This is a genomic window from Massilia sp. NBRC 108631, from assembly GCF_059704565.1.
Genome location: NZ_BAAKJE010000070.1, coordinates 42,571 through 65,920 on the forward strand (window position 1 = coordinate 42,571; position 23,350 = coordinate 65,920).

The window sequence follows — 23,350 nt, forward strand, 5'->3', positions numbered from 1 at the left end:
GAAGCAAACATGGAAAAAGTTAAAGACTTCTTCGGCAGCCTGATGCTGTCGGAACTGATCAAAGGCATGGCCCTGACGGGCAAGTACATGTTCGCCCGCAAGATCACGGTGCAGTACCCGGAAGAGAAGACGCCGATGTCGCCGCGCTTCCGCGGCCTGCACGCGCTGCGCCGCTACCCGAACGGGGAAGAGCGCTGCATCGCCTGCAAACTGTGCGAAGCGGTGTGCCCGGCGATGGCCATCACGATCGAATCGGAACAGCGCGACGACGGCTCGCGCCGCACCACGCGCTACGACATCGATCTGACCAAGTGCATCTTCTGCGGCTTCTGCGAAGAGTCCTGCCCGGTGGACTCGATCGTCGAAACCCACGTGCTGGAATACCACGGCGAGAAGCGCGGCGATCTGTACTACACCAAAGAGATGCTGCTGGCAGTGGGCGACCGCTACGAAGCGGACATCGCCGCCAACCGCGAAGCGGATGCAGCGTACCGCTGATCGCCGCCGATACTGATTTGGACTATAAATGGACTTTAACTTTACAACCGTTTTGTTCTACGTGTTCTCCGCCATCCTGGTGCTGGCGTCGATCCGCGTAATCACGGCCCCGAACCCGGTTCAGGCCGCGCTGTTCCTGGTGCTGGCCTTCTTCCAGGCCGCAGGCATCTGGATGCTGCTGAAAGCTGAGTTCCTCTCCATCGTGCTGGTGCTGGTGTATGTCGGCGCCGTGATGGTGCTGTTCCTGTTCGTGGTGATGATGCTGGACATCCACGTGGCCAAGCTGCGCGAAGGCTTCTGGGGCTACCTGCCGATCGCCGGCGTGATCGGCGGCATCATCGTGCTGGAAATGGCGTCGGTGATCTGGCGTTCGTTCGGCATCAACGGCGCAGCCGCGCCGGAGGCGGCCGGCACCATCGGCTCGACCAAGGCGCTGGGCATGCTGATCTACACCGAGTACATCTACGCCTTCGAGATCGCCGCAGCCGTGCTGCTGGTGGCCATCATCGCCGCCGTGGCGCTGACCCTGCGCAAGCGCAAGGACATCAAGTACTTCGATCCTGCCGACGCCGTGCGCGTCAAGCGCAACGACCGCCTGCGCATCGTGAAGATGGACGCGGTGTCGACCCGCAACGCGCCGGACGCACCCGCAGCAGCTGCAACGAATGAAGCACCGAAGGAGGCTAAATGACTTTATCCCTGGCTCACTACCTGGTCCTGGGCGCGATCCTGTTCGCGATCTCGATCGTTGGTATTTTCCTGAACCGCAAGAACATCATCGTTCTGCTGATGGCCATCGAACTGATGCTGCTGGCAGTGAACATGAACTTCATCGCCTTCTCCCACTACCTGGGCGACGCGGCCGGTCAGATCTTCGTCTTCTTCATTTTGACCGTGGCGGCTGCCGAATCGGCAATCGGCCTGGCGATCCTGGTGGTGATGTTCCGCAACCTGGACACCATCAACGTGGAAGACCTGGACAGCCTCAAAGGCTGAGTTAATCACCTCGAATAATAAACATTAAGGTTCATCATGACGGGGCTTAACCCTAACCTCCTTTTGGCTGTACCGCTGGCTCCGCTGGCGGGCTCAGCTATCGCCGGTTTGCTCGGCACTAAGTTCTTCGGCAACGTCGTTGGCCGGAAAGTGGCAACCGCCGCGACCATCCTGGGCGTGCTGATTGCTTTCATTATCTCCTTCCAGACGCTGCTGGCGATGCTGGACGGCGCACCGGTGTACAACGCCGACGTGTACCGCTGGATGACCGTGGCCGGCGTGAAGCTGGCTGTCGGCTTCCAGATCGACACCCTGACGGCCATGATGATGAACGTGGTGACCTTCGTGTCGCTGATGGTTCACATCTACACCATCGGCTACATGAAGGACGACGAAGGCTATAACCGCTTCTTCTCCTACATTTCGCTGTTCACGTTCTCGATGCTGATGCTGGTCATGTCCAACAACTTCCTGCAGCTGTTCTTCGGCTGGGAAGCGGTGGGCCTGGTTTCCTACCTGCTGATCGGTTTCTGGTACACCCGTCCAACCGCGATCTTCGCCAACATGAAGGCCTTCCTGGTCAACCGCGTGGGCGACTTCGGCTTCATCCTGGGCATCGGCCTGCTGCTGGCCTACGCCGGTTCCATGGACTACCAGGAAGTGTTCGCCAAGAAGGACGCGCTGGCCGCCATGACGCTGCCGGGCACCGACTGGATGCTGCTGACCGTGGCCTGTATCTGCCTGTTCATCGGCGCCATGGGTAAATCGGCCCAGTTCCCGCTGCACGTGTGGCTGCCGGACTCGATGGAAGGTCCAACCCCGATCTCCGCGCTGATCCACGCCGCCACCATGGTGACCGCTGGCATCTTCATGGTGACCCGCATGTCGCCGCTGTTCGAGCTGTCCGACACCGCGCTGTCCTTCGTGCTGGTGATCGGTTCGATCACCGCGCTGTTCATGGGCTTCCTGGGCATCATCCAGAACGACATCAAGCGCGTGGTGGCTTACTCCACGCTGTCGCAGCTGGGCTACATGACCGTGGCGCTGGGCGCTTCGGCTTATTCGGTGGCTGTGTTCCACCTGATGACGCACGCGTTCTTCAAGGCGCTGCTGTTCCTGGGCGCCGGTTCGGTCATCATCGGCATGCACCACGACCAGGACATCCGCAACATGGGCGGCCTGCGCAAATACATGCCGATCACCTGGATCACCTCGCTGCTGGGCTCCCTGGCGCTGATCGGCACGCCGCTGTTCTCGGGCTTCTACTCGAAGGATTCGATCATCGAGGCCGTGCACGAGACCCATATCTGGGGTGCGGGCTTCGCGAACTTCGCCGTGCTGGCTGGCGTGTTCGTGACCGCGTTCTACTCGTTCCGCATGTACTTCCTGGTGTTCCACGGCGAAGAGCGATTCGGCAAGGCCCACGCGCACGATGCGCACGATGACCATGCCCACGACAAGCATGCCGCTCCGGCGCATGACTCGGACGCGCACCACGAGGAAGAGGAAGACGATCACGGCCACCACGGCCTGGCCCCGGGCGAGAAACCGCACGAGTCGCCATTCGTGGTCTGGTTCCCGCTGGTGATGCTGGCCATTCCGTCGGTCCTGATCGGCTACTTCACCATCGCGCCTATGCTGCATGGCGACTTCTTCAAGGGCGTCATCACCATCGGTGAAAACCACGAAGCGATGAAGATCCTGGGCGAAGAGTTCCACGGCCCGATGGCCATGGCGCTGCACTCGCTGACTTCGCTGCCGCTGTGGCTGGCGATCGCCGGTGTCGCCACCGCGTACTACTGCTACATGGTGAACCCACGTGTACCGGCATGGTTCTACGCCAAGTTCAAGGCGCTGCACACCCTGCTGGACAACAAGTACTACATGGACAAGTTCAACCAGGCAGTGTTCGCCGGCGGCGCGCGTGTGCTGGGCAACGGCCTGTGGCAAGTGGGCGACCGTACCCTGATCGACGGCCTGGTAGTGAACGGCAGTGCCAAAGTGGTGGCGTGGTTCTCCTCGCTGACCCGCCTGGCGCAGACCGGCTACATCTACCACTATGCGTTCGTGATGATCCTGGGCATTGTCGGTTTCCTGGTCTACTTCCTGCCGTTTTGGCACGCTTAACAGCTGACACGCAAAGAGAAAAAAGATGCAGTCAACAATGAATAATCTTACTCCCTACCTGAGCCTCTCGATCTGGCTGCCGATACTGGCAGGCTTGATCGTGCTGGCCATCGGCCGCGACTCGCGCGCCGGCCTGGTGCGCGTGCTGGCCCTGATCGGTTCCATCGTCTCGCTGCTGCCGACGCTGCCGCTGATTTCGCACTTCGACAACGCCGCCCACGGCATGCAGTTTGTCGAGCGCTCGCCGTGGATCGAACGCTTCAACATCTTCTACGCCCTGGGCGTGGATGGCCTGTCGCTGTGGTTCGTGCCGCTGACCGCCTTCATCACCATCATCGTGGTGATCTCGGCCTGGGAGGTGATCCAGGAGCGCGTGGCGCAGTACATGGGCGCCTTCCTGATCCTGTCGGGCCTGATGATCGGCGTCTTCACCGCCACCGACGGCCTGCTGTTCTACTTCTTCTTCGAAGCCACGCTGATCCCGATGTACATCATCATCGGCGTGTGGGGCGGCGCGAACCGCATTTACGCGTCGTTCAAGTTCTTCCTGTACACCTTCTTCGGCTCGCTGCTGACCTTGGTGGCCATCATCTACCTGTACAACAAGACCGGCAGCTTCAACATCCTCGACTGGCACGTGGCCAAGCTGACGATGAAAGAGCAGGTCCTGATCTTCTTCGCTTTCTTCATGGCCTTCGCCGTGAAAGTGCCGATGTTCCCGGTCCACACCTGGCTGCCGGACGTCCACGTGGAAGCGCCGACCGGCGGTTCCGCCGTGCTGGCCGCCATCATGCTGAAGCTGGGCGCCTACGGTTTCCTGCGTTTCTCGCTGCCTATCGTGCCGGACGCTTCGCGTGAACTGGCCTGGTTCGTGATCGGCCTGTCGCTGATCGCCGTGCTGTACATCGGCCTGGTGGCCCTGGTGCAGAAGGACATGAAAAAGCTGGTCGCTTACTCGTCGATCGCCCACATGGGCTTCGTCACGCTGGGCTTCTTCATGTTCAACGACATGTCGGTGCAGGGCGGTATCGTGCAGATGATTTCGCACGGTTTCATCTCCGGCGCCATGTTCCTGTGCATCGGCGTGCTGTATGACCGCGCCCACTCGCGCAACATCGCCGACTACGGCGGCGTGGTGAACAAGATGCCGAAATTCGCAGCCTTCTTCATCCTGTTCTCGATGGCCAACTGCGGCCTGCCTGCGACCTCCGGTTTCGTCGGCGAGTTCATGGTGATCCTGGGCGCGGTGCAGTTCAACTTCGTGACCGGCATCGTGGCCGCCTCGGCCCTGATCTGGGGCGCGGCGTACTCGCTGTGGATGGCCAAGCGCGTGATCTTCGGCAAAGTGACCAACCACCACGTGGCCGAATTGACCGACATCAACGGCCGCGAGTTCTTCATGCTGGGCGTGCTGGCGATCGCGGTACTGTGGATGGGCCTGTATCCTGCGCCGTTCACCGACACGATGCAAACCTCGGTTGCCGACCTGCTCAAGCATGTCGCGCAGACCAAGCTGCCATAAGAAATAACGGGAAAGCTCTACATGAATCCAATTAATCAGGCCACCGACGTGGCCACCCACGTGGCCACATTGACGCCGCTGTACGCCGAGATCTTCCTGCTGGTGGCTGCCTCGGCCATCCTGCTGATCGACATGTTCCTCGGCGAAAGCAAGCGCGTGATCACCTACGTGCTGTCGCTGCTGACCCTGGCCGGCTGCGCGATGTTCTCGTTTGCCGACTTCAACGCCGGCACCACGGTGTACGCGTTCAACGACATGTTCATCTCCGATCCGATGGCGAACCTGCTGAAGATCGCGTCGTACATTGCCGTGGCGCTGACCTTGATCTACTCGCGCCAGTACGCGCACCAGCGCGGCATGCTGGGCGGTGAACTGGGCGGCGAATTCTATGTGCTGGCGCTGTTCGCACTGCTGGGCCAGATGGTCATGATCTCGGGTAACAACTTCCTGTCGATCTACCTGGGCCTGGAACTGATGTCGCTGTCGCTGTACGCCCTGGTGGCGCTGCGCCGCGATCACGCGCAGTCGACCGAAGCGGCGATGAAGTACTTCATCCTGGGCGCGCTGGCATCCGGCTTCCTGCTGTATGGCATCTCGATGCTGTACGGCGCCACCGGCTCGCTGGAACTGACCGAAGTGGCCACCAAGGCTGCCAGCGGCACCGTCAAGCCTGCCATCCTGGTGTTCGGCCTGGTGTTCGTGGTTGCCGGCCTGGCCTTCAAGCTGGGCGCCGTGCCGTTCCACATGTGGGTACCGGACGTGTACCAGGGTTCGCCGACGCCGGTGACGCTGCTGCTGGGCGCCGCGCCCAAGCTGGCCACCTTCGCGATCTGCGTGCGCCTGCTGGTGGAAGGCCTGCTGCCGATGGCCAACGACTGGCAGCAGATGCTGATGATCCTGGCCGTGCTGTCGCTGGGCATCGGCAACCTGACGGCCATCGCGCAAACCAACCTGAAGCGCATGCTGGCGTACTCGACCATCGCGCAAATGGGTTTCGTGCTGCTGGGCCTGCTGGCCGGCGTGGTGGGCGTGGACAAGAGCAATACCGCCGCCGCCTACAGCGCCGCGATGTACTACTCCATCGTCTACGTGCTGACCACGCTGGGCAGCTTCGGCCTGATCATGGTGCTGTCGCGCGTGGGCTTCGAAGCCGACGAACTGAACGACTTCAAGGGCCTGAGCAAGCGCTCCCCTTGGTACGCGATGATCATGTCGATCCTGATGTTCTCGCTGGCCGGCGTACCGCCGCTGGTGGGCTTCGCCGCCAAGTTCTCGGTGCTGCAAGCCGTGCTGAGCACCGGCGCGCTGTGGCTGACCGTGCTGGCGGTGATGTTCTCGCTGATCGGCGCGTTCTACTACCTGCGCGTGGTCAAGGTCATGTGGTTCGACGAACCGGCAGACACCGCGCCGCTGGCCGTGAACGCGGACACCAGCATCGTGCTGGGCCTGAACGCGCTGGCCGTGGTGGCAATGGGCATGATTCCGGGCCCGCTGCTGGACGCCTGCCTGAAGGCCATGAAAACTACCTTGGCGGTGTAAATGGATATTGGCGCCTCCAGCTGGCTGGTCATCATGCTCGCGCTTGCGGGCGCCAACCTGCCGTTCTTCAACGACAAGGTATTCGCTGTCATCCCGGTCAAGGCCGCGCTCACTTCCGGCGCGCCGTCGGCCACCCGGCGCGCCGGCAACACCGTGCACAAGACCTTCCTGGTGCGCCTGGTGGAGCTGGCGGTGCTGTACTTCCTGGTGGGCGGCGTGGCCGTCCTGCTGGAAGGCCGCATCGGCACCGTGTTCCCGCAATCGTGGGAGTTCTACGCCATTTCCGCCTGCCTGTTCATCGTGCTGGCCTTCCCCGGCTTCGTGCTGCGCTACCTGTACAAGCCCCGTCACTGATACACTGCGGTTTCTGTCTCAGCAAGAGGAGGGCGCATGGATGCGCACCTGAAAGAAACCAAGATCGACGGCGGCATGGTCTATGACGGCCACTTCCTGAAAGTCCACAAAGACCGCGTTGCGCTGCCGGATGGCAAGCCCACCGGCCGCGAGTACATCAAGCACCCCGGCGCGGTGGTCATCATCCCGCTGCTCGACGACGGCCGCGTGCTGCTCGAGCGCCAGTACCGCTATCCGCTCGACCGCGTATTCATCGAACTGCCCGCAGGGAAGAAGGATCCCGGCGAGTCCGCGCTGGACGGCGCCAGGCGCGAACTGGAAGAAGAAACCGGCTACACCGCCAGCGACTGGCAATTCGTCTGCACCATCCACAACGCTATCGCCTATTCGGACGAGCACCTGGACATCTTCCTGGCGCGCGGGCTGACGGCCGGCCCGCCCAAGCTGGACGAGGGCGAGTTCGTGGAGACCTTCACCGCCACCGTCGAGCAGGTGCTGGACTGGGTGCGCAGCGGCGAAATCACCGACGTGAAGACCATCATCGGCGCGTTCTGGGCGGAAAAGATACTGGCCGGGGTCTGGCAGCCGGGCTGAACGCGATGAAGACAGTGTGGCGCCGGGTTGGACTGTGGCTTGTGCTGAGCTTGCTTGTCGCGGTGGCCGGAACGGCGTCCGCGGCGGGCGCCGGCCGCACGCCGTTCCAGATCCGCTGCGAAGACAGCATCAACAAGTCAGTCTCGATCCTGACCGCACAGCAGAACGGCTACAGCGTGGACAACCATTTGTCCTACCGCACGCTGACCACCATGAAGGGGGCGGCGCGGGCCAATACCTATGTGCTGGGCCTGACCAAGACCGAGTCGCGGGTGGCGATTTCTTCCGATGGCGCCATGCTCACCGATCCGGTCACGGGCTACGAGTGCGTCTCGCCGCAAGTGACCGTCAAGCTGAGTTACGCGCCGGTGCTGATCTACGTCAGCAGCGAATTCCCGCCGGGCACTTGCGGCTACAAGGAAATCCTGGAACACGAGTTCCGCCACATGAAGGCGTATATGGACCACCTGCCCAAGGTGGAGCGCACGGTGCGCGCGGCGCTGGCCAACCGCTACGGCGGCAAGCCGCTGTACGCGCCGGGCGGCACCGCCCGGGTGGCGCTGGCGCGCGAGATCGACACCGGCTGGCTGCCCTATATCAAGGCCGAAATGGGCAAAGTGGAGGCCGTGCAGGCGCTGATCGACGCGCCCGCCGAATACCTGCGCCTGAGCAAGGCGTGCAATGGCGAGATCCAGGCCGTGCTGAACACAAGCCGTGGCCGCCGATAACGAGAAAAAATGACAACTACACCAAGATATTTCGCGCTGGTCCCGGCGGCGGGCGTCGGCTCCCGCATGGCGGCGGCCAGCCCCAAGCAATATTTGCCCATCAACGGCAAGCCCATGCTGCGCCACACGGTGGACGCCTTCCTGGCCAGCCCGCTGATCGCGCACAGCTTCGTGGTGGTGAGCGAGGGCGACGGCTACGTGGATGAGGTGCTGACGGACGCGGCCGGGCTGGCCGGCGGCGGCGTGACGGTGCTGCGCTGCGGCGGCGCGACCCGCATGGAGAGCATCCTGAACGGCCTGCGCGCCGTGCGCGGGCAGGTCGGCGACGCCGACCTGGTGCTGGTGCACGACGCGGCCCGGCCGGGCCTGACGCCGGCGCTGATTGCCAGACTGATCACGCAAGCGGGCGCCAATCCGGCTGGCGGCCTGCTGGCGCTGCCGGTGGTCGATACCGTCAAGACCACCAGGTCCGGCGCCACCGCCACCATCCCGCGCGAGGGCATGTGGCTGGCGCAAACCCCGCAAATGTTCAGCTATGAACTGCTGCTGCGCGCCTTGGCCAGCGCCGCCGACCCCAACGCCATCACCGACGACGCCAGCGCCGTCGAGCTTCTCGGGTTGTCGCCGCAACTGGTGGAAGGCCATCCAAGGAACCTGAAAGTGACTTTACCCAGCGACATCCGCATCGCGGAAATGTATCTGGCGCATCCAGAAAAGGAAGAAAACCAATGACCATACACCTCCCATTCCGCATTGGCCAGGGCTATGATTGCCACCGCCTGGTGGAAGGCCGCAAACTGATATTGGGTGGAGTGGATATTCCCCACCATCTCGGCCTGCTTGGCCATTCGGACGCCGACGCATTACTGCACGCCATCACCGATGCCATATTGGGCGCCGCAGCGCTGGGCGATATCGGCAAACATTTTCCTGACACCGACCCTGAATTCAAAGGCGCCGATTCGCGCGCCTTGCTGCGCGAAGCGGTCAAGCGGGTCAAGGCGAGCGGCTATGATGTCGGCAATATCGACGCCACGATTATCGCCCAGCGCCCCAAAATGGCGCCCCATATTCCGGCGATGGTGGAAAATATTGCGGAAGATTTGGGCGTGTCGCCCGGGCAGGTGAATATCAAGGCCAAGACCAATGAGAAGATGGGTTATCTCGGTCGCGAGGAGGGCATTAATGCCGATGCGGTCGCATTGCTGATCCGTTCCTGATTTTCTGATTTTATCTCGCGCACCAGCTCCCGTTTTTTCTGTTTTAATGTTGCTCATGTGCGCGGGACCGCCTCTGGATGCTCGTCATCCAGAATAGTCTCTCCATCCCGCATACAACCCATCCTCGTCCATTCCGTAAAGCGATTCTCGTCGTAGCCGCTCCCCGACCTTGTACAAGTTTTGGCATTTTGTCGTGCGTCCGGCGCTGGCGCCTTGCGTTTGCCCATTCGCACAGGCCGATTATGCCAAGTATTGGCTTGAACGCGCTGAAAGTGGGCATGAGTCCACCTTGCAGCCGGCAGTGGCGGGCGTTTGCGGGCATAATATGGCTGGTCTATTTCAAGGAAGAGCGATGGCGCGCGATATTTATGCTTATCGGGATGTGGCGGTGGAGTCTTGCTGGCGGGACGGACAGGTGAAAATATGCCCGGTGCCGGGGCAGGCGTATTCGCATTCCCTGCTGGTGCATTGCGCCCGCGCCATGAGCGATACCGATGTTTATCCGCTGGGAACCCGCTTCCTGGTATCCGCAAAATTAACGGACAGGCTGGGCGGCACGCCTTTTCTGTATGTTTATCACGGCGATCCGGTTGCCGTCCTGTCGCCCAAAGAATGCAAGACTTTCCTTGCGAAATTCATTCGCGGCCGCATCTAAATGCCCAGGGAGGCGTCATGATTAAATTGCGTGAAATCGACCATATTGTGCTGCGCGTGGTGGACCTGGATAATATGGTCCGGTTTTATACCGGCGTGCTGGGCTGTACTATTGAAAAGCGGCAGGAAGCCATCGGATTAATCCAGCTACGCGCAGGAAGTTCGCTGGTCGATCTGGTGCCAGTGGACGGTAAATTAGGCAGGATGGGCGGCGCCGCGCCTGGAAAAGAAGGGCGCAATGTGGATCATTTCTGCTTCCGCGTGGAAGATTTTGACGAAGCCGCTATTCTGGCCGATTTGAAAGCGGCCGGCGTGGAAGCCGGACCGGCTGAATCGCGCTATGGCGCGGAAGGAGAAGGGCCGTCGATTTATATCAACGACCCGGAAGGCAATACCGTGGAATTGAAAGGGCCGGCCTGGACTTGAATGCAGCCAGCGGCCGGCCCGGGTTTTATTCGTCCTCGTCCAGTTCGGCTTTGACCGAGCGCGAGCGCGCCGTGTCGGCCTGGGCTTTCAGCTTGGCTGCTTCGGCCATGAAGTCGCTGACCGGATGGTCGGGGCTCTGGCGCACCACGGGCGGCAGCAGCACCGACATGTAGAGCTCGTCCGCCAGCCGGCCCGAATTCTGCAGATTGCTCGCCAGGATCAAACCCGACCCCAGTGCCATCAGCACCATGCAGCCCTTCATCAGCGGCTTGGGATGGCGCGGCTTGATGGTGCGCATGTGGAAGAAGATCACTCCGCAGATGATGGCCAAGGTGACAAGATTGCCGTAGCGGGTGAGGAATTCCAGCGACCACGCGTAGGCCAGCACATTGCTCACCACGCGCCACGCGCCGGCCGTCACCAGGCCCGCGCCCAGGATGAACAGGTGGCGCCCCATGCGGGCATGGCCGCCGAACAGGCGGTTGGCCAGCGCCCACAGGCCGCTCCACACCAGCCCGCCGGCGATGCCGGAGGCGATCAGCAGCAGGTAGCGTATGGTCTGGAACGATTGCGACTCGGCATCCACCAGTGCCGCCTCGGCGCCAATGAACAGCGCGATCAGCGCCACGCCGGCCAGCGCCGGGGCGCCTCCTTCCCAGGCGTGCATGGTGGTGTCGGCCACTTCCGGCGGCACCGGAAAGCCGGCGTCGCGCACGCGCAGCCGGGTATGGCCCAGCCTTACCACCGTGGTACCGTTGAGCGGCACGCTGAGCTGGCGCTTGCCGAGGTGGATCACGCCGTTCTGGGTTCCCAGGTCGTGCAGCACCAGATGGCCGTTGTCGTCCGCCTCCACCACCGCGTGGCGCTCGGCCGTATGGGCATCGTCCAGGATGAAATCGTTGTGGTAGCCACGGCCGATGTGAATCGGCAGGTGCTCGATGCGCTGGCGCTGCAGCACGTCGCCGTTGGCGGCCAGTACCTCGATGAAATAAGGAGGCGTCATTTGACCGCCCCGCGCGACAGCGCTTCAAGGAAAGCCTGGGTGGCGCGCAGGCCGTTTTCGTAAGACACGCCGCGCGCGTCCATGCGGCTTTGCAGGTTCATCAAGCCTTCGTCGGTGCTGGCGCTCAGCAGGGCGAAATCGTACAGGCCGGCAAACTTGCGGTAGGCGCGCACGCACAGGACGGCGCGCAGCGGCAGATTCTTGTTCTTGACGAACATTTCCGTGCATTGGGGCGCGGTCAGGTGCTGGTCCTTGTGGCCGCCGAAGCCTTCATTCTCGAAGGAAGCGCTGGAGAGCTGGGCGAAGCGCAGCGCGTCCAGCCCGGTGCTGCGCATGAACTGGTGGCGGATGCCGATGGCGCCGGTCTGCAGGGTGCCGGACACGAAGATGGCCGATTCCATCGAGCAATTGGTGATATCGACCGTGTAGGGCTTGTTGGCCTTTACGTTTGAGCGGCCCCAGCAGCGCATCTGCTCGGATTCGCGCACCGGCACCATGTAGGGGCCCATGGCTTTCAAGGTCATCGGCGTGGCCAGCAGCTGGTCCACCATGGCTTTCTGGTGCTGCAGCAGTTGCTCGACCACCACCGGGGTGAAGTTGCGCGGCGGCGCCTTGTCCTGGGGGATCTTTTTCAGCAGGTCCTGGGCGAAGCGGGCCGGCACCAGGAAGCTCACCAGTTCGCCGTCCAGGCGCTTCGATACGTTCACGCCGGCGATGTCGCCGTCCACCGTCACACTGGGACCGCCGCTCATGCCCGAGTTGATCGGGCCGGTAAACATCAGCTGGTCGTAGAAGCTGCGCGCGATAACGCCGTTGTACGAGCCCTCCGAAATGGCAAAGCCGAGGTCGAGCGGATTGCCCAGCGAGTACAGATACTGTCCCTGGCTCAGGCGCGCCAGCTGCTCGGGCATCTTGAACACGCCGGTACCGTTGCGGTTTACGCGCACCACGGCCAGATCGTGCAGCACGTCCACCGCCAGCAGTTCCACGTTGCCGCGCTGGCCGCCGGTGTCCACCCATTCGCCGGTGTAGTTGTCCGGGTCCAGCGCGAACTGCGATACCACGTGGTAGTTGGTGACGACCAGGTTGCTGTTACCGACCAGGAAGCCGGAGCCCACCGACGACTGGGTGCGGCCGCTTTTCAGCAGCGAACGCACCTGCAGCAGGTCGGCCTTGGCGCTGGAATAGAGTTTTTGCGCCGCGCTGGACGGCGGCGGCAGGGGCGCACCCGCGTCGGAGGCGCCTGGCGCCGGCGCAGCCTGGCCGGGCTGGTTTTGCGGCGCCGGTGCGGCCGGGGCGCCGGGAACGGGCCGGGCCGCAACAGCGGGAAATGGGGGAGATGCCTGCGGCGGCGCTGCGGCCTGCGGGGCCGCCAGCGCCTGGGCGCAGCCCCAAGTCATGGTCAATACGGTGGCAAGACGGGTAAGTTTCATGCAATCCTTGGACTTGGGACGGGAGGGGCTAGCGCTTACAGTTCGCCGTCCTCGGCTGCCGCTGGCGGCGGGGTCATCATGTGGCCCAGCTTGGCGGCCTTCGTGTTCAGGTAATTCTGATTGAATTTGTTGCGGTTGACCAGCAGCGGCACCCGTTCGGCCACCGGGATGCCGAGCGCTTCCATGGCGGCGATCTTGCGCGGGTTGTTGGTCATCAGGCGCAGGCTTTGCACGCCGAACTGCTTGAGCATGGGTTCCACCAGCGCATAGTTGCGCTGGTCGGCCTTGAAGCCGAGCTGTTCGTTCGCCTGCACCGTGTCGGCGCCGGCTTCCTGCAGGCGGTAGGCGCGCATCTTGTTGATCAGGCCGATGCCACGGCCTTCCTGGCGCAGGTACAGCACCACGCCGCGGCCTTCGGCCGCCACTTTCTTCAGCGCGCCTTCCAGCTGGGCGCCGCAGTCGCAGCGCTGGGAGAACAGCACGTCGCCAGTCAGGCATTCCGAATGCACGCGCGCCAGCACCGGCGCGCCGTCGCCGATGTCGCCCAACACCATGGCCAGGTGCTCCTTGCCCGTGGCGTGCTCGACAAACGCGTGCAGCGTGAACTGCGCCCACGGCGTTGGCAGCGCGCAGGAGGTCACGTAATCGAGTTCTTCTTTCACTGGTGCTTCGGCGGCGGACTGCATGGTTGTGCTCTTCTGTCAGGTGTATCAGGTGCTTATAAGTAAAAAAGGCACGCCGAACCGCGTTGCGGATCGTGCGTGCCCTGCCATCATAGCAAAAATTACGCTACAGCTATGTTAGGCCCTCCTATCCCATTTTCAATATGGCAAATCAAATACCAGCACTTCAGCTGCTTCGGCGCGTGCCAGGGTGAGCAGTTGCTCTTCCGTCACCTTCAGCGCATCGCCGCCTTTCAGCTCCACGCCGTTTACCGACACGCTGCCACGGATCACGTGGACGTAGGCGGTGCGGCCCGGGGCCAGCGTGTGCTGCACGGCGTCGGCGCCGTTCAGGATGGTGGCGTAGATTGCCGCATCCTGGTGGATCAGCACCGAACCGTCGCGGCCGTCACTTGAGGCGACCAGGCGCAGCTGGCCCACTTTGCTGTCGGGAGCGAAGTGCTTTTCCTCGTAGCTGGGTGCAATCCCGGTCACATTGGGCTGGATCCAGATCTGCAGGAAGTGCACGCCATTCGTTTCCGAATGGTTGAACTCGCTATGCCGCACCCCGGTGCCGGCGCTCATGCGCTGCACGTCGCCGTATTTCAGCACCGAACCGTTGCCCATGCTGTCCTTGTGCGCCAGTTCGCCTTCCAGCACGTAGGAAATGATCTCCATGTCGCGGTGGCCATGGGTGCCGAAGCCCTGCGCCGGAGTCACCTTGTCTTCGTTGATGACCAGCAGCGGGCCGAAGCCGGTGTGTTTCGGGTCATGGTAGTGGCCGAAGGAGAAGGTGTGGCGCGAATTGAGCCAGCCATGGTTAGCCAGACCGCGTTCTTCGCTTTTACGTACTTGCAACATGGTGAACTCCGTTTCTTTTTTCAGGTTATGTGCAATAAATTCGATGGCTTTTTAACTTGTGCCTTGAATTCGCTGCATCGATAGGTCAAAGTATAGGCCTGTGCTTCCGTTTCAAAAAACGGAAAATTTATGGACCTATGATCGAAAAAATCGAATGCTTAGACTGAGCCTGGAAGCCTTGCAAATCGTGGACGCCATCGACCGGCGCGGTTCCTTTTCCGCCGCCGGCAAGGAATTGCACCGCGTGCCGTCCACCATTTCCTATACCGTCGGCAAGCTGGAGGACGATCTCGGCGTACAGGTGTTCGAGCGCAACGGCCCGCGCGTGGAGCTGACCCGCGCCGGCCGCGAGCTGCTGAAGGAGGGCCGCTACCTGCTGAAGGCGGCGCTGGACCTGGAGCACCGCGTGCGGCGCGTGGCCTCCGGCTGGGAAACCGAACTGGCGCTGGGCATCGATTCCATGTTCTCGGCGGTGGCGCTGGACCCGGACGTGCGCGCCTTCTACGAGGTGGCCCAGCAAACCCGGCTGCGCATCGCGCAGGAGGCGCTGTCGGGCACCTGGGAGGCGCTGCTGGACCGGCGGGTGGACGTGCTGGTGGGCGCGCCCGGCGACGGGCCGGCCGGCGGTGGCTACGTGTCGCACCCGATGGGCAGCATCAGGTTCGTGTTCGCGGTGGCGCCCAGCCATCCGCTGGCCCAGGTGGAAGGCAAGCTGGGCCGCAACGAGTTGCAGCACCACCGCGCCATCGTCATGTCGGACTCGGCGCGCCAGATGGCGCCGCGCACCGTAGGCCTGCTGCTGGGCCAGGACACGCTGACCGTGCCCACCATGCATGCCAAGTTCCAGTACCAGGTCGCCGGCCTGGGCTTCGGCTTCCTGCCCGAGCCTTGCGCGCGCAAGGCCATCGCCGAAGGCAAGCTGGTGGAGAAGGACGTGGAAGAACCGAAGCCGGACGAGACCTTCTACCTGGCCTGGCGCACGGGCGAGGAGGGCGCCGCGCTGAGCTGGTGGGTCAAGCGCATGCGCCAGCCGGGCATGTTCGACCACCTGTGCCGCTTTCTGTCGAGCTGACCGGGGTAGTGATGTGCGCAACGCTGGCGGCAGCTTTGTTGACCTGTGCCAATACTTTCGGGGTAACATAATGAAATCATTCAAGGCCCAGCCACCTGTTTGCCCGGAACCCAGCCATGACCGTATTGACTGACGCACCTCCCGTCTTCCTGCATTTGCTGGCCGACCGCAACGGCAAGCCGGCCGGTATGGTGCTCGGCGGCGGCCGCGCCGCGTTGCCGGACGAGCAACTGCGGGTGCTGGCCGGCCAGTTCCCCTGTTTCATCCGCGCCGGCCTGGACCATGCGCAGGCCTGGCTGGAGGCCGGCTGGCTGCCGCTGCCCAGCCAGCTGGTGCGGGCCGACACGGTGTTCGACAAGGCGGCGCTGCCGGCGGGCATGGTGCTGATTGAAGGCGACTGGCCGCTGGCGCCGCCGCCCAAGGCGGTCGGCGCGCAGGCCGCGTCGCGCGCGCTGGCGCTGCAGCTGGTGCAGCTGGTCAGCAATGACGGCGATACCCATGAAATCGAGGCCTTGCTGCGGCGCGATCCGACCCTGTCCTACCATCTGCTCAAGCTGGTCAACTCGCTGGGCATGGGCAGCAGCCGCCGCGTCAGCAGTTTTGCGCAGGCGATCCTGATCCTGGGGCGCCAGCAGTTGCGGCGCTGGCTGAACCTGATGCTGTTCTCGGCACGCGAAGGCGACCTGCGCTCGTCCATGCTGCTGGCCAAGGTGGCGGTGCGGGCGCACGCGCTGGAACTGCTGGCGCGCAGCACCGGCCTGGGCAAGGCGCAGCAGGAGCAGGCTTTTATGGTCGGCATGTTCTCGCTGCTGGGCGTGCTGTTCGGCATGCCGCTGGCCGAGGTGCTGGCGCCGCTGACCATCGGCGACGCGGCGCAGCAGGCCCTGCTCGACAGGCAGGGCGAGCTGGGCGAACTGCTGGCGCTGGTGGAGGCGGCCGAACGGGGCGACTTCGCCGCCGTGGCGGGCCGGCTGGAGGCGCTGCAGCTGGACGGGGCCGAGTTCAACCGCGTAGTGGCCGATGCGCATCTGTGGATGCTGAGCGTGGCCACCGACAAGGCAGGCAGCGGCCATGCTTGACGCGGCGATCGCGCGTTGCCTGGCGCTGAGCCAGGCGGCCCGGACGCAACAGGGCGCCGCCCTGGCGGCAACGCTGGCCGAACTGGATGCCGCGCTGGCGGCCGTGGCCGAGGCGCGTGCCGCCGAGCTGGTCCGGGCCGGCGCTGCGGCCGCCGAGCAGAACATCGAACAGGATGGCGACGCAGCGGCCATGCTCGAGCTGGACCTGGCCGGCTACATCACCGCCTGGAACCGGGGCGCCGAGCGCCTGTTCGGCTACCGGGAGCAGGAGGCGCTGGGCCAGAACATCCTGTTCCTGTACACCGAGGACGACGACGGCGCGCTGGCCGAGCTGCTCTACGAGCAGGACGGCGGCACGGCCGAAGTGCGCCGGCGCCGCAAGTCCGGCGAGGTGATCTGGGTGCAGCTGGCGCTGTCGTTGCTGCAGGACGAACTGGGCGAGGCCCAGGGCATGCGGGTGCGCATGGCGCACGTGAGCGAGCCGCTGTCGGACTTCGACAAGATCAGCCTGCACGCGCGCATCATCGAGGACAGCGAGCAGGGCGTGCTGATCACCGACGCCAGGGAACGCATAGTCTCGATCAACAGCGCCTTTACCCGCATCACCGGCTACACGCCGGGCGAATCGCTGGGCAAGACGCCCGACCTGTTGCGCTCCGGGGTGCACGACGCCGAGTTCCGCGCCAAGGTGCGTGCGGCCATGGCGGGCAACGGTCCGTGGCGCGGCGAGATCGTGGGCCGGCGCAAGAACGGCGAACTGTTCCCGCAGTCGGTCACCATCAGCGCGGTGCGCGACAGCAGCGGCAAGATCAGCCACACCTTCTCCCTGTTCTCGGACATCAGCGTGCACAAGGACGCCGAGGCGCGCATGCAGCGCATGGCCAACTACGACACCCTGACCGGCCTGCCCAACCAGTGCCTGCTGACCCAGCTGATGACGCAGGCGCTCACCGAGGCGCGCCGCAGCAACGAGCACGGCGCCTTGCTGGTGGTGGAGATCGGCCGCCTGGGCGCCATCAGCGACACGCTGGGCCACGACGTCGGCAACCAGCTGCTGGGCGCGATCGGCAAGCTGTTCCGCGCCGTGCTGCGCGACCCCGACATCCTGGCGCGGCTGGACGGCAACCGTTTCGGCGTCGCGCTGCTGCACATCGAAAAGCGCGAGCACGCCGCCATCGTGGCGCAGAAACTGGTTGCCGCGCTGGCCGCGCCCATTCAGCTGGGCAGCCACAGTCTGCAGGTGGGAGCCAGCATCGGCATCGCGGTCTACCCCGAGGACGGGCTGGAAACCGGCGCGCTGATACGCCACGCCGACGTGGCCACCTCCAAGGCCGCGCAGGCCGAGTCGGCCTTCCTGTTCTACAGCGAGGAAATGAACCAGCGCGCCAAGGAGCACCTGCGCATCGAGAGCGAGCTGCGCCAGGCGCTGCTGCACGACGAGCTGCAGCTGTACTACCAGCCCAAGGTGAGCTTGCGCAGCGGCCGCATCGTCGGCGCCGAAGCCTTGCTGCGCTGGCGCCATCCGCTGCGCGGCCTGGTGTCGCCGGGCGTGTTCATCCCGGTGGCCGAGGAGACCGGGCTGATACAGGAGGTCGGCAACTGGGTGCTGGAGGAGGCCTGCCGCCAGGTGCGCGCATGGAAGGACGCCAACCTGATCATGCCGCCCATCGCGGTCAACCTGTCGGCGCGCCAGTTCGACCGGGGCCTGCCGGCGCGCATGGCGGACGTGCTGCGGCGGCACCAGGTGCATCCCGAGCAGATCATGCTGGAGATCACTGAAAGCCTGCTGGTGCGCGGCGCCGAGAACGTGGTGGCCATCATGAACGAGCTGGTGGCCATGGGCCTGGCGCTGGCGCTGGACGACTTCGGCACCGGCTATTCCAGCCTGGCTTACCTGAAGAAATTCCCCATCAGCACCTTGAAGATCGACCGCTCCTTCGTGGTCGGCCTGCCGTACGAGGAGAACGATTGCGCCATCGCGCGCGCCATCGTCACCATGGCGCAGCAGCTGCGCCAGGAGATCGTGGCCGAGGGCGTGGAGACGGCCGAGCAGATGCGTTTCCTGCGCGAGCTGGGCTGCGACCAGCTGCAAGGCTACCTGTTCAGCCAGCCAGTGCCGGCCGACGATTTCGAACGCATGCTGCGCGAAGGCAAACGGCTGGCGTTCGGGGCGCGCTAAGGCCGGGCTGGCCGGCCCGCCGGTGCGCGCGGCGGGGCTCAATCGAGGCGGATCTTTTCAATCAGGAAATCGAGCATCACGCGCACGCGCGGCGGCAGTTGCTTGCCGGGGCCGAGGAAGACCGCGTGCACCGCTTCCAGGTCGGCCGGGTTGTATTCCTCCAGCACCGGCACCAGCCGCCCGGCGGCGATGTCGTGCTTGGTGTGCATGCGCGATAGCCGCACCAGGCCGACCCCGGCCAGCGCCAGGTGGCGCATGCTTTCGCCGTCGCCCAGCAGGGCGTTGCCTTCCGGGCGCAGTTGCAGCATGCCGCCTTTGCCGTCCAGGAAGGGCCATAGCGGCACCTGGCGCCGGAAGTTGAAACCCAGCAGGTTGTGGCGCGCCAGGTCGTCCGGCGTTTGCGGCGTGCCGTGTTTTGCCAGGTAGGCCGGCGAGGCCAGCACCACCATGCGGCCTTCGCCCAGCTTGCGCGCCACCAGGTTCGATTCCTTCAGCTTGCCGGCGCGTATCGCGATGTCGGTGCGGTCTTCCAGCAGGTCCACCACGGTGTCGGTGCCGGCCACGTCCACCGTGATGTCCGGGTAGCGCTCCAGGAACTCGGGCAGGATGGGCAGCAGATACAGCATGGCGAAAGGCACGAAGCAGTTGATGCGCAGCCGGCCGCGCGGGGCGCCGGTGGAAGACGCTTCGCGTTCGGCGCTGTCCATGTCTTCCAGGATGCGCGCGCACTGGCTGTAGAAGGCCGCGCCTTCCGGCGTGGTCCGCAGCTGGCGCGTGGAGCGGTGCAGCAGCCGCGTGCCGAGCCGCGCTTCCAGCCGTGAGATGAGCTTGCTCACCGCAGACGGCGTCATCTTCAAGCGCTGCGCGGCGGCGGTAAAGCCGCCGGCGTCCACCACATCGACGAAGACCGCCATTTCCGCTGCGCGGTTGATATCCTGCCGGGCCATGAGTGAATCCATTTCATAAGTGTTTGGCTTTGTGGCAGTCTATATCATCAGTGAGCCGGGTTCTACAATGGATGGAATTAATTCACTGATGGAGTATTCCATGAAAAAGATGCATCCCGGCGTGCTGTCGCTCTCGGTGGGCGCGTTCGCCATCGGCGTGACGGAGTTCATCGTGGTGGGCGTGCTGCCCGCCATTTCGGCGGACCTGAAGGTGCCGCTCGATTCGGCCGGCGCGCTGGTCAGCCTGTACGCGCTGGCGCTGGCCCTGGGGACGCCGCTGGCGGTGCTGGGCCTGTCGCGCTACCCGCGCAAGGCGGTGCTGGCGGGGCTGATGGCGGTGTTCCTGCTGGGTAACCTGCTGGCGGCGTTTTCCACCAGCTACGGCGTGCTGCTGGCCGGGCGCATCATCACGGCGGTGGCGCACGGCGCCTTCTTCGGCATCGGCGCCACGGTGGCAGCTTCGCTGGCGCCCAAGGGGCAGGCGGGCAGGGCGATTTCCGTGATGTTCGGCGGGCTGACCCTGGCCATGGTGCTGGGCGTGCCGCTGGGCAGTTTCCTGGGCAATTTGATGGGTTGGCGCCTGCCGTTCTTCGCGGTGGCCGGCATGGCGCTGGCGGGCTTGCTGGCCATGTTGCGCTGGCTGCCTTCCGGCATGGCGCAAGCCAGCAGCGGCAAGGCCTCGACGCAGCTGGCCGCGCTGGGCGACCGCCACATCCTCACCATGATGGCGGTGACCACGCTGGGCTTCGGCAGCATTTTCGCCGCCTTCACCTACATCACGCCTATCCTGACCGATATCGCCGGCTTCTCGGCCACCACCGCCAGCGCCATGCTGGTCGTGTTCGGCGCGGCCACTTTCGCCGGCAATATGGCGGGCGGCTACCTGAGCAGCCACATGGGCTGGCAGCGTTCGCTGCGCATGCTGCTGGTGCTGCTGGCCGTGACGCAAGCCGGCCTGGCGCTGTCGGTGCACACGCCCTGGGCGCTGGTGCCGCTGCTGTTCCTGTGGGGTTTGTTCTCCTTCGGCCTGTCGCCCGGCCTGCAGGCCGGCATGCTGGCCACGGCCGAGCATTACACGCCGCAGGCGGTGGACTTTGCCTCCGGCCTGAACATCTCGGCCTTCAACTTCGGCATCTCGCTCGGCTCCTCGCTGGGCGGCCTGATGGTGGCGCGCAGCCTGATGGGCGCCACGCCATGGGCCGGGGTGGCCATTTCGCTGGCGGCGCTGCTGCCGCTGGCGTGGCTGGCGCGGCGCACTGTCGGCGCGCCCGCGGTGGCCGGAAGCAGTGCGGCGGCCGCGCACTGACCGGGCTATACTTTTTCCCACATCGCTTTGCAGGGAGGACGGCATGTGGGATCTTGAACGCTTTGTGACGGCGCAGGAGCCGGTCTACGAGACGGTGCTGGCCGAGCTGCATGCCGGGCACAAACGCAGCCACTGGATGTGGTTCATCTTTCCCCAGCTGGCCGGGCTGGGGCGCAGCGAGATGGCGCACCGCTACGCCCTGTCGGGGCTGGCCGAAACGCGGGCTTACCTGGACCACCCGCTGCTGGGCGGGCGGCTGCGCGAGTGCTGCGCGCTGGTGCTGGCGGCGGGGCAGGGCGTGTCGGCGCACGATATCTTCGGCGCGCCGGACGACATCAAATTCCGCTCCTGCGTGACGCTGTTTGCCGAGGCCGCGCCCGCCGAGCACCTGTTCACGGCCTGCCTGAAGCGCTTTTTCGGCGGCGAGCCCGATCCGGAGACGCTGTCGCTGCTGTAATATCGCGTGATCCGCAACGACAATGGAAGCGCCATGAGCCGTCCCGTTTTAGAAGAATCCCGCATCCATCCCGCCATCCGCAGCAAGGTCGCGGGCAACCACGCCGACATTCTGCAGGCGGTGCAGGCCGCTGTCGCCGCCAACAAGGTGGTGGTGGTCGGCATGGCGATGAATCCCTTTCCCCGTAAGGCGCGCCAGTTGCTGGACGCGCAGGGGGCGCCGTATGTGTACCTGGAATACGGCAGCTACCTGAGCCAGTGGCGCCGCCGCACCGCGCTGAAAATGTGGAGCGGCTGGCCGACCTTGCCGATGGTGTTCATCAACGGCACGCTGGTGGGCGGCTTCCAGGATCTGAAGAAGCTGGTCGACAGCGGCGAGTTCACCGCGCTGGTGGCGCCCAAGCTGCCCGCATGAGCTTGCTGGCGCATCCGCTGCGGCTGGGGCCGGGCGCGGACCTGCGCGCGGCCATCGAGGCGGCCGCCGCCGAAGCCTGCGCCGCCGCTTTCGTGCTGCAGGGCATCGGCAGCCTGAGCGTGGCGCAGCTGCGCTATGCGGGCATGCCGGGTGCGACCGAATTGCGCGGCGACCTGGAAATCCTGACGCTGGCAGGTTCGGTGGCGCCGGACGGCGCGCATCTGCACATGTCGGTGTCGGACGCGCAGGGCCGCGTGTACGGCGGCCACGTGGCGGCCGGCTGCGTGGTGCGCACCACGGCGGAACTGTTGCTGGCGCTGCTGCCCGGCCACAGCTTGCGCCGCGAGACCGATCCGGCCTCGGGCTACAAGGAACTTGTGGTGCGGGCGTTGGGCTAGAACGCGTCCAGCCGCGCCGGAAGTTCGCGCAGCAGCGCTTCGCGCGAGCGCGGGCCGCCCATGGCGCCTTCCTGCTTGGCGTCCATCGCCAGGCGCGCGAACACCACCGTGCGCTGGCCCTTGGTGGCCCAGCCCACATACCAGCCATACTGGCGCGTGCCGTCCTCGCTGCCGTCCGGCAGCAGGGCCGAGGCGGTGCCGGTTTTCCCCGTCACTTGCCAGCCGTTGGCCAGCGTCTGCTGCGGCATGATGCGCGCGGTCATGGCATAGGCGTGCGCCGACAGCGGCAGTTCGCGGTTGGCCACCTTGCGCAGGAAGGCCACCTGCTCCAGCGGCGAGATGCGCAGGCTGGAGCCGACCCAGGCCAGCGACAGGCCGTTGTCCTTGCCGGGGTCTCCCGACAGGTCCTGGTTGCCGTAGCCGAAGCGCTGCACATAGTGCTGGAAGCGGGCCGCGCCCAATGTGGCGGTCACCTGCTGGGCGTACCACAGCACCGAGTTGTGCAGCCAGCCGCTGGGGTCGGTGTCCGCGCGCCAGGAGGGGACGTAAGCGGGGTAGCCGGTCTTGAACGGCATCAGCGGGGCGTGTTCGTGCTGCAGGATGCCGCTGTCGTAGCCCATCAGGGCGACCGGGATATTGAAGGTCGAAGCCGGTGTGACGCGTTCGTCGCAATGGCCCTCCCGCGCCAGCTGCCGGCCGCTGGCGGCGTCGGCGATCACGGTGCAGGTGAACGGGACCTGCGAGGCCGCGGGAGCGATGCGCCAGGCCAGCGCTGGCTGGAAGGCGAGGCTGGCGGCGAACACACAGGCCAGGCCGGCCAGCGCGAGCAGGCGCGCGGCGCGCGCCCTGCGCCCTTGCGCGCGCCCCGGTTCGCGGATCAG

The 23,350-nt window shown here is 64.8% G+C and carries 26 protein-coding genes; 20 read left to right on the forward strand and 6 right to left on the reverse strand.

What is annotated here, in order from left to right:
• Nucleotides 1–9: 9 nt before the first annotated feature.
• The 13 genes from nuoI (at nucleotide 10) to AC6H42_RS08995 (ending at nucleotide 10,658) form a co-directional block, all read left to right on the forward strand.
• The gene (gene nuoI, locus AC6H42_RS08935; RefSeq protein ID WP_056397264.1) at nucleotides 10–498 is read left to right on the forward strand and encodes an NADH-quinone oxidoreductase subunit NuoI; all 489 of its coding nucleotides are present in this window, start codon (nucleotides 10–12) and stop codon (nucleotides 496–498) included.
• Between the two features lie 28 nt (nucleotides 499–526).
• Nucleotides 527–1,189: an NADH-quinone oxidoreductase subunit J gene (locus AC6H42_RS08940; protein WP_057157826.1), complete on the forward strand. Its 663-nt coding sequence runs from the start codon at nucleotides 527–529 to the stop codon at nucleotides 1,187–1,189.
• Complete coding sequence (gene nuoK, locus AC6H42_RS08945; protein WP_008450334.1) at nucleotides 1,186–1,494, forward strand: NADH-quinone oxidoreductase subunit NuoK; 309 nt, start codon at nucleotides 1,186–1,188, stop codon at nucleotides 1,492–1,494. The genes AC6H42_RS08940 and nuoK overlap by 4 nt, the downstream gene beginning before the upstream one ends.
• A 36-nt stretch (nucleotides 1,495–1,530) precedes the next feature.
• Entirely contained in the window at nucleotides 1,531–3,621 is a 2,091-nt protein-coding gene (gene nuoL / locus AC6H42_RS08950; protein WP_057157827.1) for an NADH-quinone oxidoreductase subunit L, read from the forward strand.
• Between the two features lie 37 nt (nucleotides 3,622–3,658).
• The gene (locus tag AC6H42_RS08955; protein WP_229418332.1) at nucleotides 3,659–5,143 is read left to right on the forward strand and encodes an NADH-quinone oxidoreductase subunit M; all 1,485 of its coding nucleotides are present in this window, start codon (nucleotides 3,659–3,661) and stop codon (nucleotides 5,141–5,143) included.
• Between the two features lie 21 nt (nucleotides 5,144–5,164).
• Nucleotides 5,165–6,682: an NADH-quinone oxidoreductase subunit NuoN gene (nuoN, locus tag AC6H42_RS08960; protein WP_057157829.1), complete on the forward strand. Its 1,518-nt coding sequence runs from the start codon at nucleotides 5,165–5,167 to the stop codon at nucleotides 6,680–6,682.
• Nucleotides 6,683–7,036, forward strand: coding sequence for a DUF2818 family protein (locus AC6H42_RS08965; RefSeq protein WP_057157830.1), 354 nt, complete (start codon nucleotides 6,683–6,685; stop codon nucleotides 7,034–7,036). It begins immediately after the preceding gene.
• Between the two features lie 36 nt (nucleotides 7,037–7,072).
• The gene (locus AC6H42_RS08970) at nucleotides 7,073–7,630 is read left to right on the forward strand and encodes an NUDIX domain-containing protein (RefSeq protein ID WP_057157831.1); all 558 of its coding nucleotides are present in this window, start codon (nucleotides 7,073–7,075) and stop codon (nucleotides 7,628–7,630) included.
• Between the two features lie 41 nt (nucleotides 7,631–7,671).
• Nucleotides 7,672–8,358 (forward strand): hypothetical protein, encoded by a 687-nt coding sequence (locus AC6H42_RS08975; RefSeq protein WP_497547865.1) that lies wholly within the window; start codon nucleotides 7,672–7,674, stop codon nucleotides 8,356–8,358.
• A 9-nt stretch (nucleotides 8,359–8,367) separates the two neighbouring features.
• On the forward strand, nucleotides 8,368–9,090 hold the full coding sequence (gene ispD, locus AC6H42_RS08980) for a 2-C-methyl-D-erythritol 4-phosphate cytidylyltransferase (protein WP_057157833.1): 723 nt from the start codon (nucleotides 8,368–8,370) through the stop codon (nucleotides 9,088–9,090).
• On the forward strand, nucleotides 9,087–9,578 hold the full coding sequence (ispF, locus tag AC6H42_RS08985; RefSeq protein ID WP_057157834.1) for a 2-C-methyl-D-erythritol 2,4-cyclodiphosphate synthase: 492 nt from the start codon (nucleotides 9,087–9,089) through the stop codon (nucleotides 9,576–9,578). Before ispD ends, ispF begins: the two co-directional genes overlap by 4 nt.
• Before the next feature lie 352 nt (nucleotides 9,579–9,930).
• Nucleotides 9,931–10,233: a hypothetical protein gene (locus AC6H42_RS08990; RefSeq protein ID WP_057157835.1), complete on the forward strand. Its 303-nt coding sequence runs from the start codon at nucleotides 9,931–9,933 to the stop codon at nucleotides 10,231–10,233.
• Nucleotides 10,234–10,250: 17 nt separating this feature from the next.
• The gene (locus AC6H42_RS08995) at nucleotides 10,251–10,658 is read left to right on the forward strand and encodes a VOC family protein (protein ID WP_497547866.1); all 408 of its coding nucleotides are present in this window, start codon (nucleotides 10,251–10,253) and stop codon (nucleotides 10,656–10,658) included.
• Nucleotides 10,659–10,683: 25 nt separating this feature from the next.
• Here the strand turns inward: AC6H42_RS08995 and AC6H42_RS09000 are convergent, their stop codons facing one another.
• The 4 genes from AC6H42_RS09000 to AC6H42_RS09015 form a co-directional block, all read right to left on the reverse strand.
• Complete coding sequence (locus AC6H42_RS09000) at nucleotides 10,684–11,661, reverse strand: FHA domain-containing protein (protein WP_057157837.1); 978 nt, start codon at nucleotides 11,659–11,661, stop codon at nucleotides 10,684–10,686.
• On the reverse strand, nucleotides 11,658–13,094 hold the full coding sequence (locus AC6H42_RS09005; RefSeq protein ID WP_057157838.1) for a S1 family peptidase: 1,437 nt from the start codon (nucleotides 13,092–13,094) through the stop codon (nucleotides 11,658–11,660). Before AC6H42_RS09005 ends, AC6H42_RS09000 begins: the two co-directional genes overlap by 4 nt.
• 35 nt (nucleotides 13,095–13,129) lie before the next feature.
• Entirely contained in the window at nucleotides 13,130–13,780 is a 651-nt protein-coding gene (ribA, locus tag AC6H42_RS09010; RefSeq protein ID WP_056397224.1) for a GTP cyclohydrolase II, read from the reverse strand.
• A 135-nt stretch (nucleotides 13,781–13,915) separates the two neighbouring features.
• The gene (locus AC6H42_RS09015; protein WP_057157839.1) at nucleotides 13,916–14,617 is read right to left on the reverse strand and encodes a pirin family protein; all 702 of its coding nucleotides are present in this window, start codon (nucleotides 14,615–14,617) and stop codon (nucleotides 13,916–13,918) included.
• Between the two features lie 154 nt (nucleotides 14,618–14,771).
• Here AC6H42_RS09015 and AC6H42_RS09020 point away from each other — a divergent pair, with 154 nt between their 5' ends.
• From AC6H42_RS09020 to AC6H42_RS09030, 3 genes are all read left to right on the forward strand, one after another.
• Nucleotides 14,772–15,689, forward strand: coding sequence for a LysR substrate-binding domain-containing protein (locus AC6H42_RS09020; protein WP_057157840.1), 918 nt, complete (start codon nucleotides 14,772–14,774; stop codon nucleotides 15,687–15,689).
• Nucleotides 15,690–15,805: 116 nt separating this feature from the next.
• Nucleotides 15,806–16,768 carry an EAL and HDOD domain-containing protein gene (locus AC6H42_RS09025; RefSeq protein ID WP_057157841.1) on the forward strand — a complete coding sequence of 321 codons (963 nt, stop codon included), beginning with the start codon at nucleotides 15,806–15,808 and terminating at the stop codon, nucleotides 16,766–16,768.
• A complete protein-coding gene (locus tag AC6H42_RS09030) occupies nucleotides 16,761–18,947 on the forward strand; it encodes a putative bifunctional diguanylate cyclase/phosphodiesterase (RefSeq protein ID WP_057157842.1) in 2,187 nt (728 codons plus the stop codon). The genes AC6H42_RS09025 and AC6H42_RS09030 overlap by 8 nt, the downstream gene beginning before the upstream one ends.
• A 38-nt stretch (nucleotides 18,948–18,985) precedes the next feature.
• Here AC6H42_RS09030 and AC6H42_RS09035 read toward each other — a convergent pair whose 3' ends face one another.
• The gene (locus tag AC6H42_RS09035; RefSeq protein WP_057157843.1) at nucleotides 18,986–19,894 is read right to left on the reverse strand and encodes a LysR family transcriptional regulator; all 909 of its coding nucleotides are present in this window, start codon (nucleotides 19,892–19,894) and stop codon (nucleotides 18,986–18,988) included.
• A 100-nt stretch (nucleotides 19,895–19,994) separates the two neighbouring features.
• Between AC6H42_RS09035 and AC6H42_RS09040 the strand changes: the two genes are divergently transcribed.
• From AC6H42_RS09040 to AC6H42_RS09055, 4 genes are read left to right on the forward strand one after another with little or no spacing between them, the layout of a single operon-like run.
• Complete coding sequence (locus tag AC6H42_RS09040; protein ID WP_200954082.1) at nucleotides 19,995–21,200, forward strand: MFS transporter; 1,206 nt, start codon at nucleotides 19,995–19,997, stop codon at nucleotides 21,198–21,200.
• A 43-nt stretch (nucleotides 21,201–21,243) separates the two neighbouring features.
• Complete coding sequence (locus tag AC6H42_RS09045; RefSeq protein WP_057157845.1) at nucleotides 21,244–21,657, forward strand: DUF1810 domain-containing protein; 414 nt, start codon at nucleotides 21,244–21,246, stop codon at nucleotides 21,655–21,657.
• Nucleotides 21,658–21,690: 33 nt separating this feature from the next.
• Entirely contained in the window at nucleotides 21,691–22,071 is a 381-nt protein-coding gene (locus AC6H42_RS09050; RefSeq protein ID WP_057157846.1) for a glutaredoxin, read from the forward strand.
• A 2-nt stretch (nucleotides 22,072–22,073) separates the two neighbouring features.
• The gene (locus AC6H42_RS09055) at nucleotides 22,074–22,469 is read left to right on the forward strand and encodes a PPC domain-containing DNA-binding protein (RefSeq protein ID WP_057158069.1); all 396 of its coding nucleotides are present in this window, start codon (nucleotides 22,074–22,076) and stop codon (nucleotides 22,467–22,469) included.
• On the opposite strand, the gene blaOXA is transcribed toward AC6H42_RS09055, so the two are convergent.
• Nucleotides 22,466–23,272, reverse strand: coding sequence for a class D beta-lactamase (gene blaOXA / locus AC6H42_RS09060; RefSeq protein ID WP_373888204.1), 807 nt, complete (start codon nucleotides 23,270–23,272; stop codon nucleotides 22,466–22,468). The two genes, AC6H42_RS09055 and blaOXA, sit on opposite strands and share 4 nt — an antisense overlap.
• Nucleotides 23,273–23,350: the final 78 nt, after the last annotated feature.

Bases quoted from the DNA above. Each gene is read 5' to 3' on its own strand.
- AC6H42_RS09040 (WP_200954082.1), top strand. From the start codon at position 19,995: ATGAAAAAGATGCATCCCGGCGTGCTGTCGCTCTCGGTGGGCGCGTTC.
- nuoK (WP_008450334.1), top strand. From the start codon at position 1,186: ATGACTTTATCCCTGGCTCACTACCTGGTCCTGGGCGCGATCCTGTTC.
- AC6H42_RS09000 (WP_057157837.1), bottom strand. From the start codon at position 11,661: ATGACGCCTCCTTATTTCATCGAGGTACTGGCCGCCAACGGCGACGTG.
- AC6H42_RS09035 (WP_057157843.1), bottom strand. From the start codon at position 19,894: ATGGCCCGGCAGGATATCAACCGCGCAGCGGAAATGGCGGTCTTCGTC.
- nuoL (WP_057157827.1), top strand. From the start codon at position 1,531: ATGACGGGGCTTAACCCTAACCTCCTTTTGGCTGTACCGCTGGCTCCG.
- ispF (WP_057157834.1), top strand. From the start codon at position 9,087: ATGACCATACACCTCCCATTCCGCATTGGCCAGGGCTATGATTGCCAC.
- AC6H42_RS09015 (WP_057157839.1), bottom strand. From the start codon at position 14,617: ATGTTGCAAGTACGTAAAAGCGAAGAACGCGGTCTGGCTAACCATGGC.
- AC6H42_RS08940 (WP_057157826.1), top strand. From the start codon at position 527: ATGGACTTTAACTTTACAACCGTTTTGTTCTACGTGTTCTCCGCCATC.
- AC6H42_RS08965 (WP_057157830.1), top strand. From the start codon at position 6,683: ATGGATATTGGCGCCTCCAGCTGGCTGGTCATCATGCTCGCGCTTGCG.
- AC6H42_RS09045 (WP_057157845.1), top strand. From the start codon at position 21,244: ATGTGGGATCTTGAACGCTTTGTGACGGCGCAGGAGCCGGTCTACGAG.
- AC6H42_RS08955 (WP_229418332.1), top strand. From the start codon at position 3,659: ATGAATAATCTTACTCCCTACCTGAGCCTCTCGATCTGGCTGCCGATA.
- nuoI (WP_056397264.1), top strand. From the start codon at position 10: ATGGAAAAAGTTAAAGACTTCTTCGGCAGCCTGATGCTGTCGGAACTG.
- AC6H42_RS08970 (WP_057157831.1), top strand. From the start codon at position 7,073: ATGGATGCGCACCTGAAAGAAACCAAGATCGACGGCGGCATGGTCTAT.
- AC6H42_RS09025 (WP_057157841.1), top strand. From the start codon at position 15,806: ATGACCGTATTGACTGACGCACCTCCCGTCTTCCTGCATTTGCTGGCC.
- AC6H42_RS09020 (WP_057157840.1), top strand. From the start codon at position 14,772: ATGCTTAGACTGAGCCTGGAAGCCTTGCAAATCGTGGACGCCATCGAC.
- AC6H42_RS08995 (WP_497547866.1), top strand. From the start codon at position 10,251: ATGATTAAATTGCGTGAAATCGACCATATTGTGCTGCGCGTGGTGGAC.
- ispD (WP_057157833.1), top strand. From the start codon at position 8,368: ATGACAACTACACCAAGATATTTCGCGCTGGTCCCGGCGGCGGGCGTC.
- nuoN (WP_057157829.1), top strand. From the start codon at position 5,165: ATGAATCCAATTAATCAGGCCACCGACGTGGCCACCCACGTGGCCACA.
- ribA (WP_056397224.1), bottom strand. From the start codon at position 13,780: ATGCAGTCCGCCGCCGAAGCACCAGTGAAAGAAGAACTCGATTACGTG.
- AC6H42_RS09030 (WP_057157842.1), top strand. From the start codon at position 16,761: ATGCTTGACGCGGCGATCGCGCGTTGCCTGGCGCTGAGCCAGGCGGCC.
- AC6H42_RS09050 (WP_057157846.1), top strand. From the start codon at position 21,691: ATGAGCCGTCCCGTTTTAGAAGAATCCCGCATCCATCCCGCCATCCGC.
- AC6H42_RS08990 (WP_057157835.1), top strand. From the start codon at position 9,931: ATGGCGCGCGATATTTATGCTTATCGGGATGTGGCGGTGGAGTCTTGC.
- AC6H42_RS09005 (WP_057157838.1), bottom strand. From the start codon at position 13,094: ATGAAACTTACCCGTCTTGCCACCGTATTGACCATGACTTGGGGCTGC.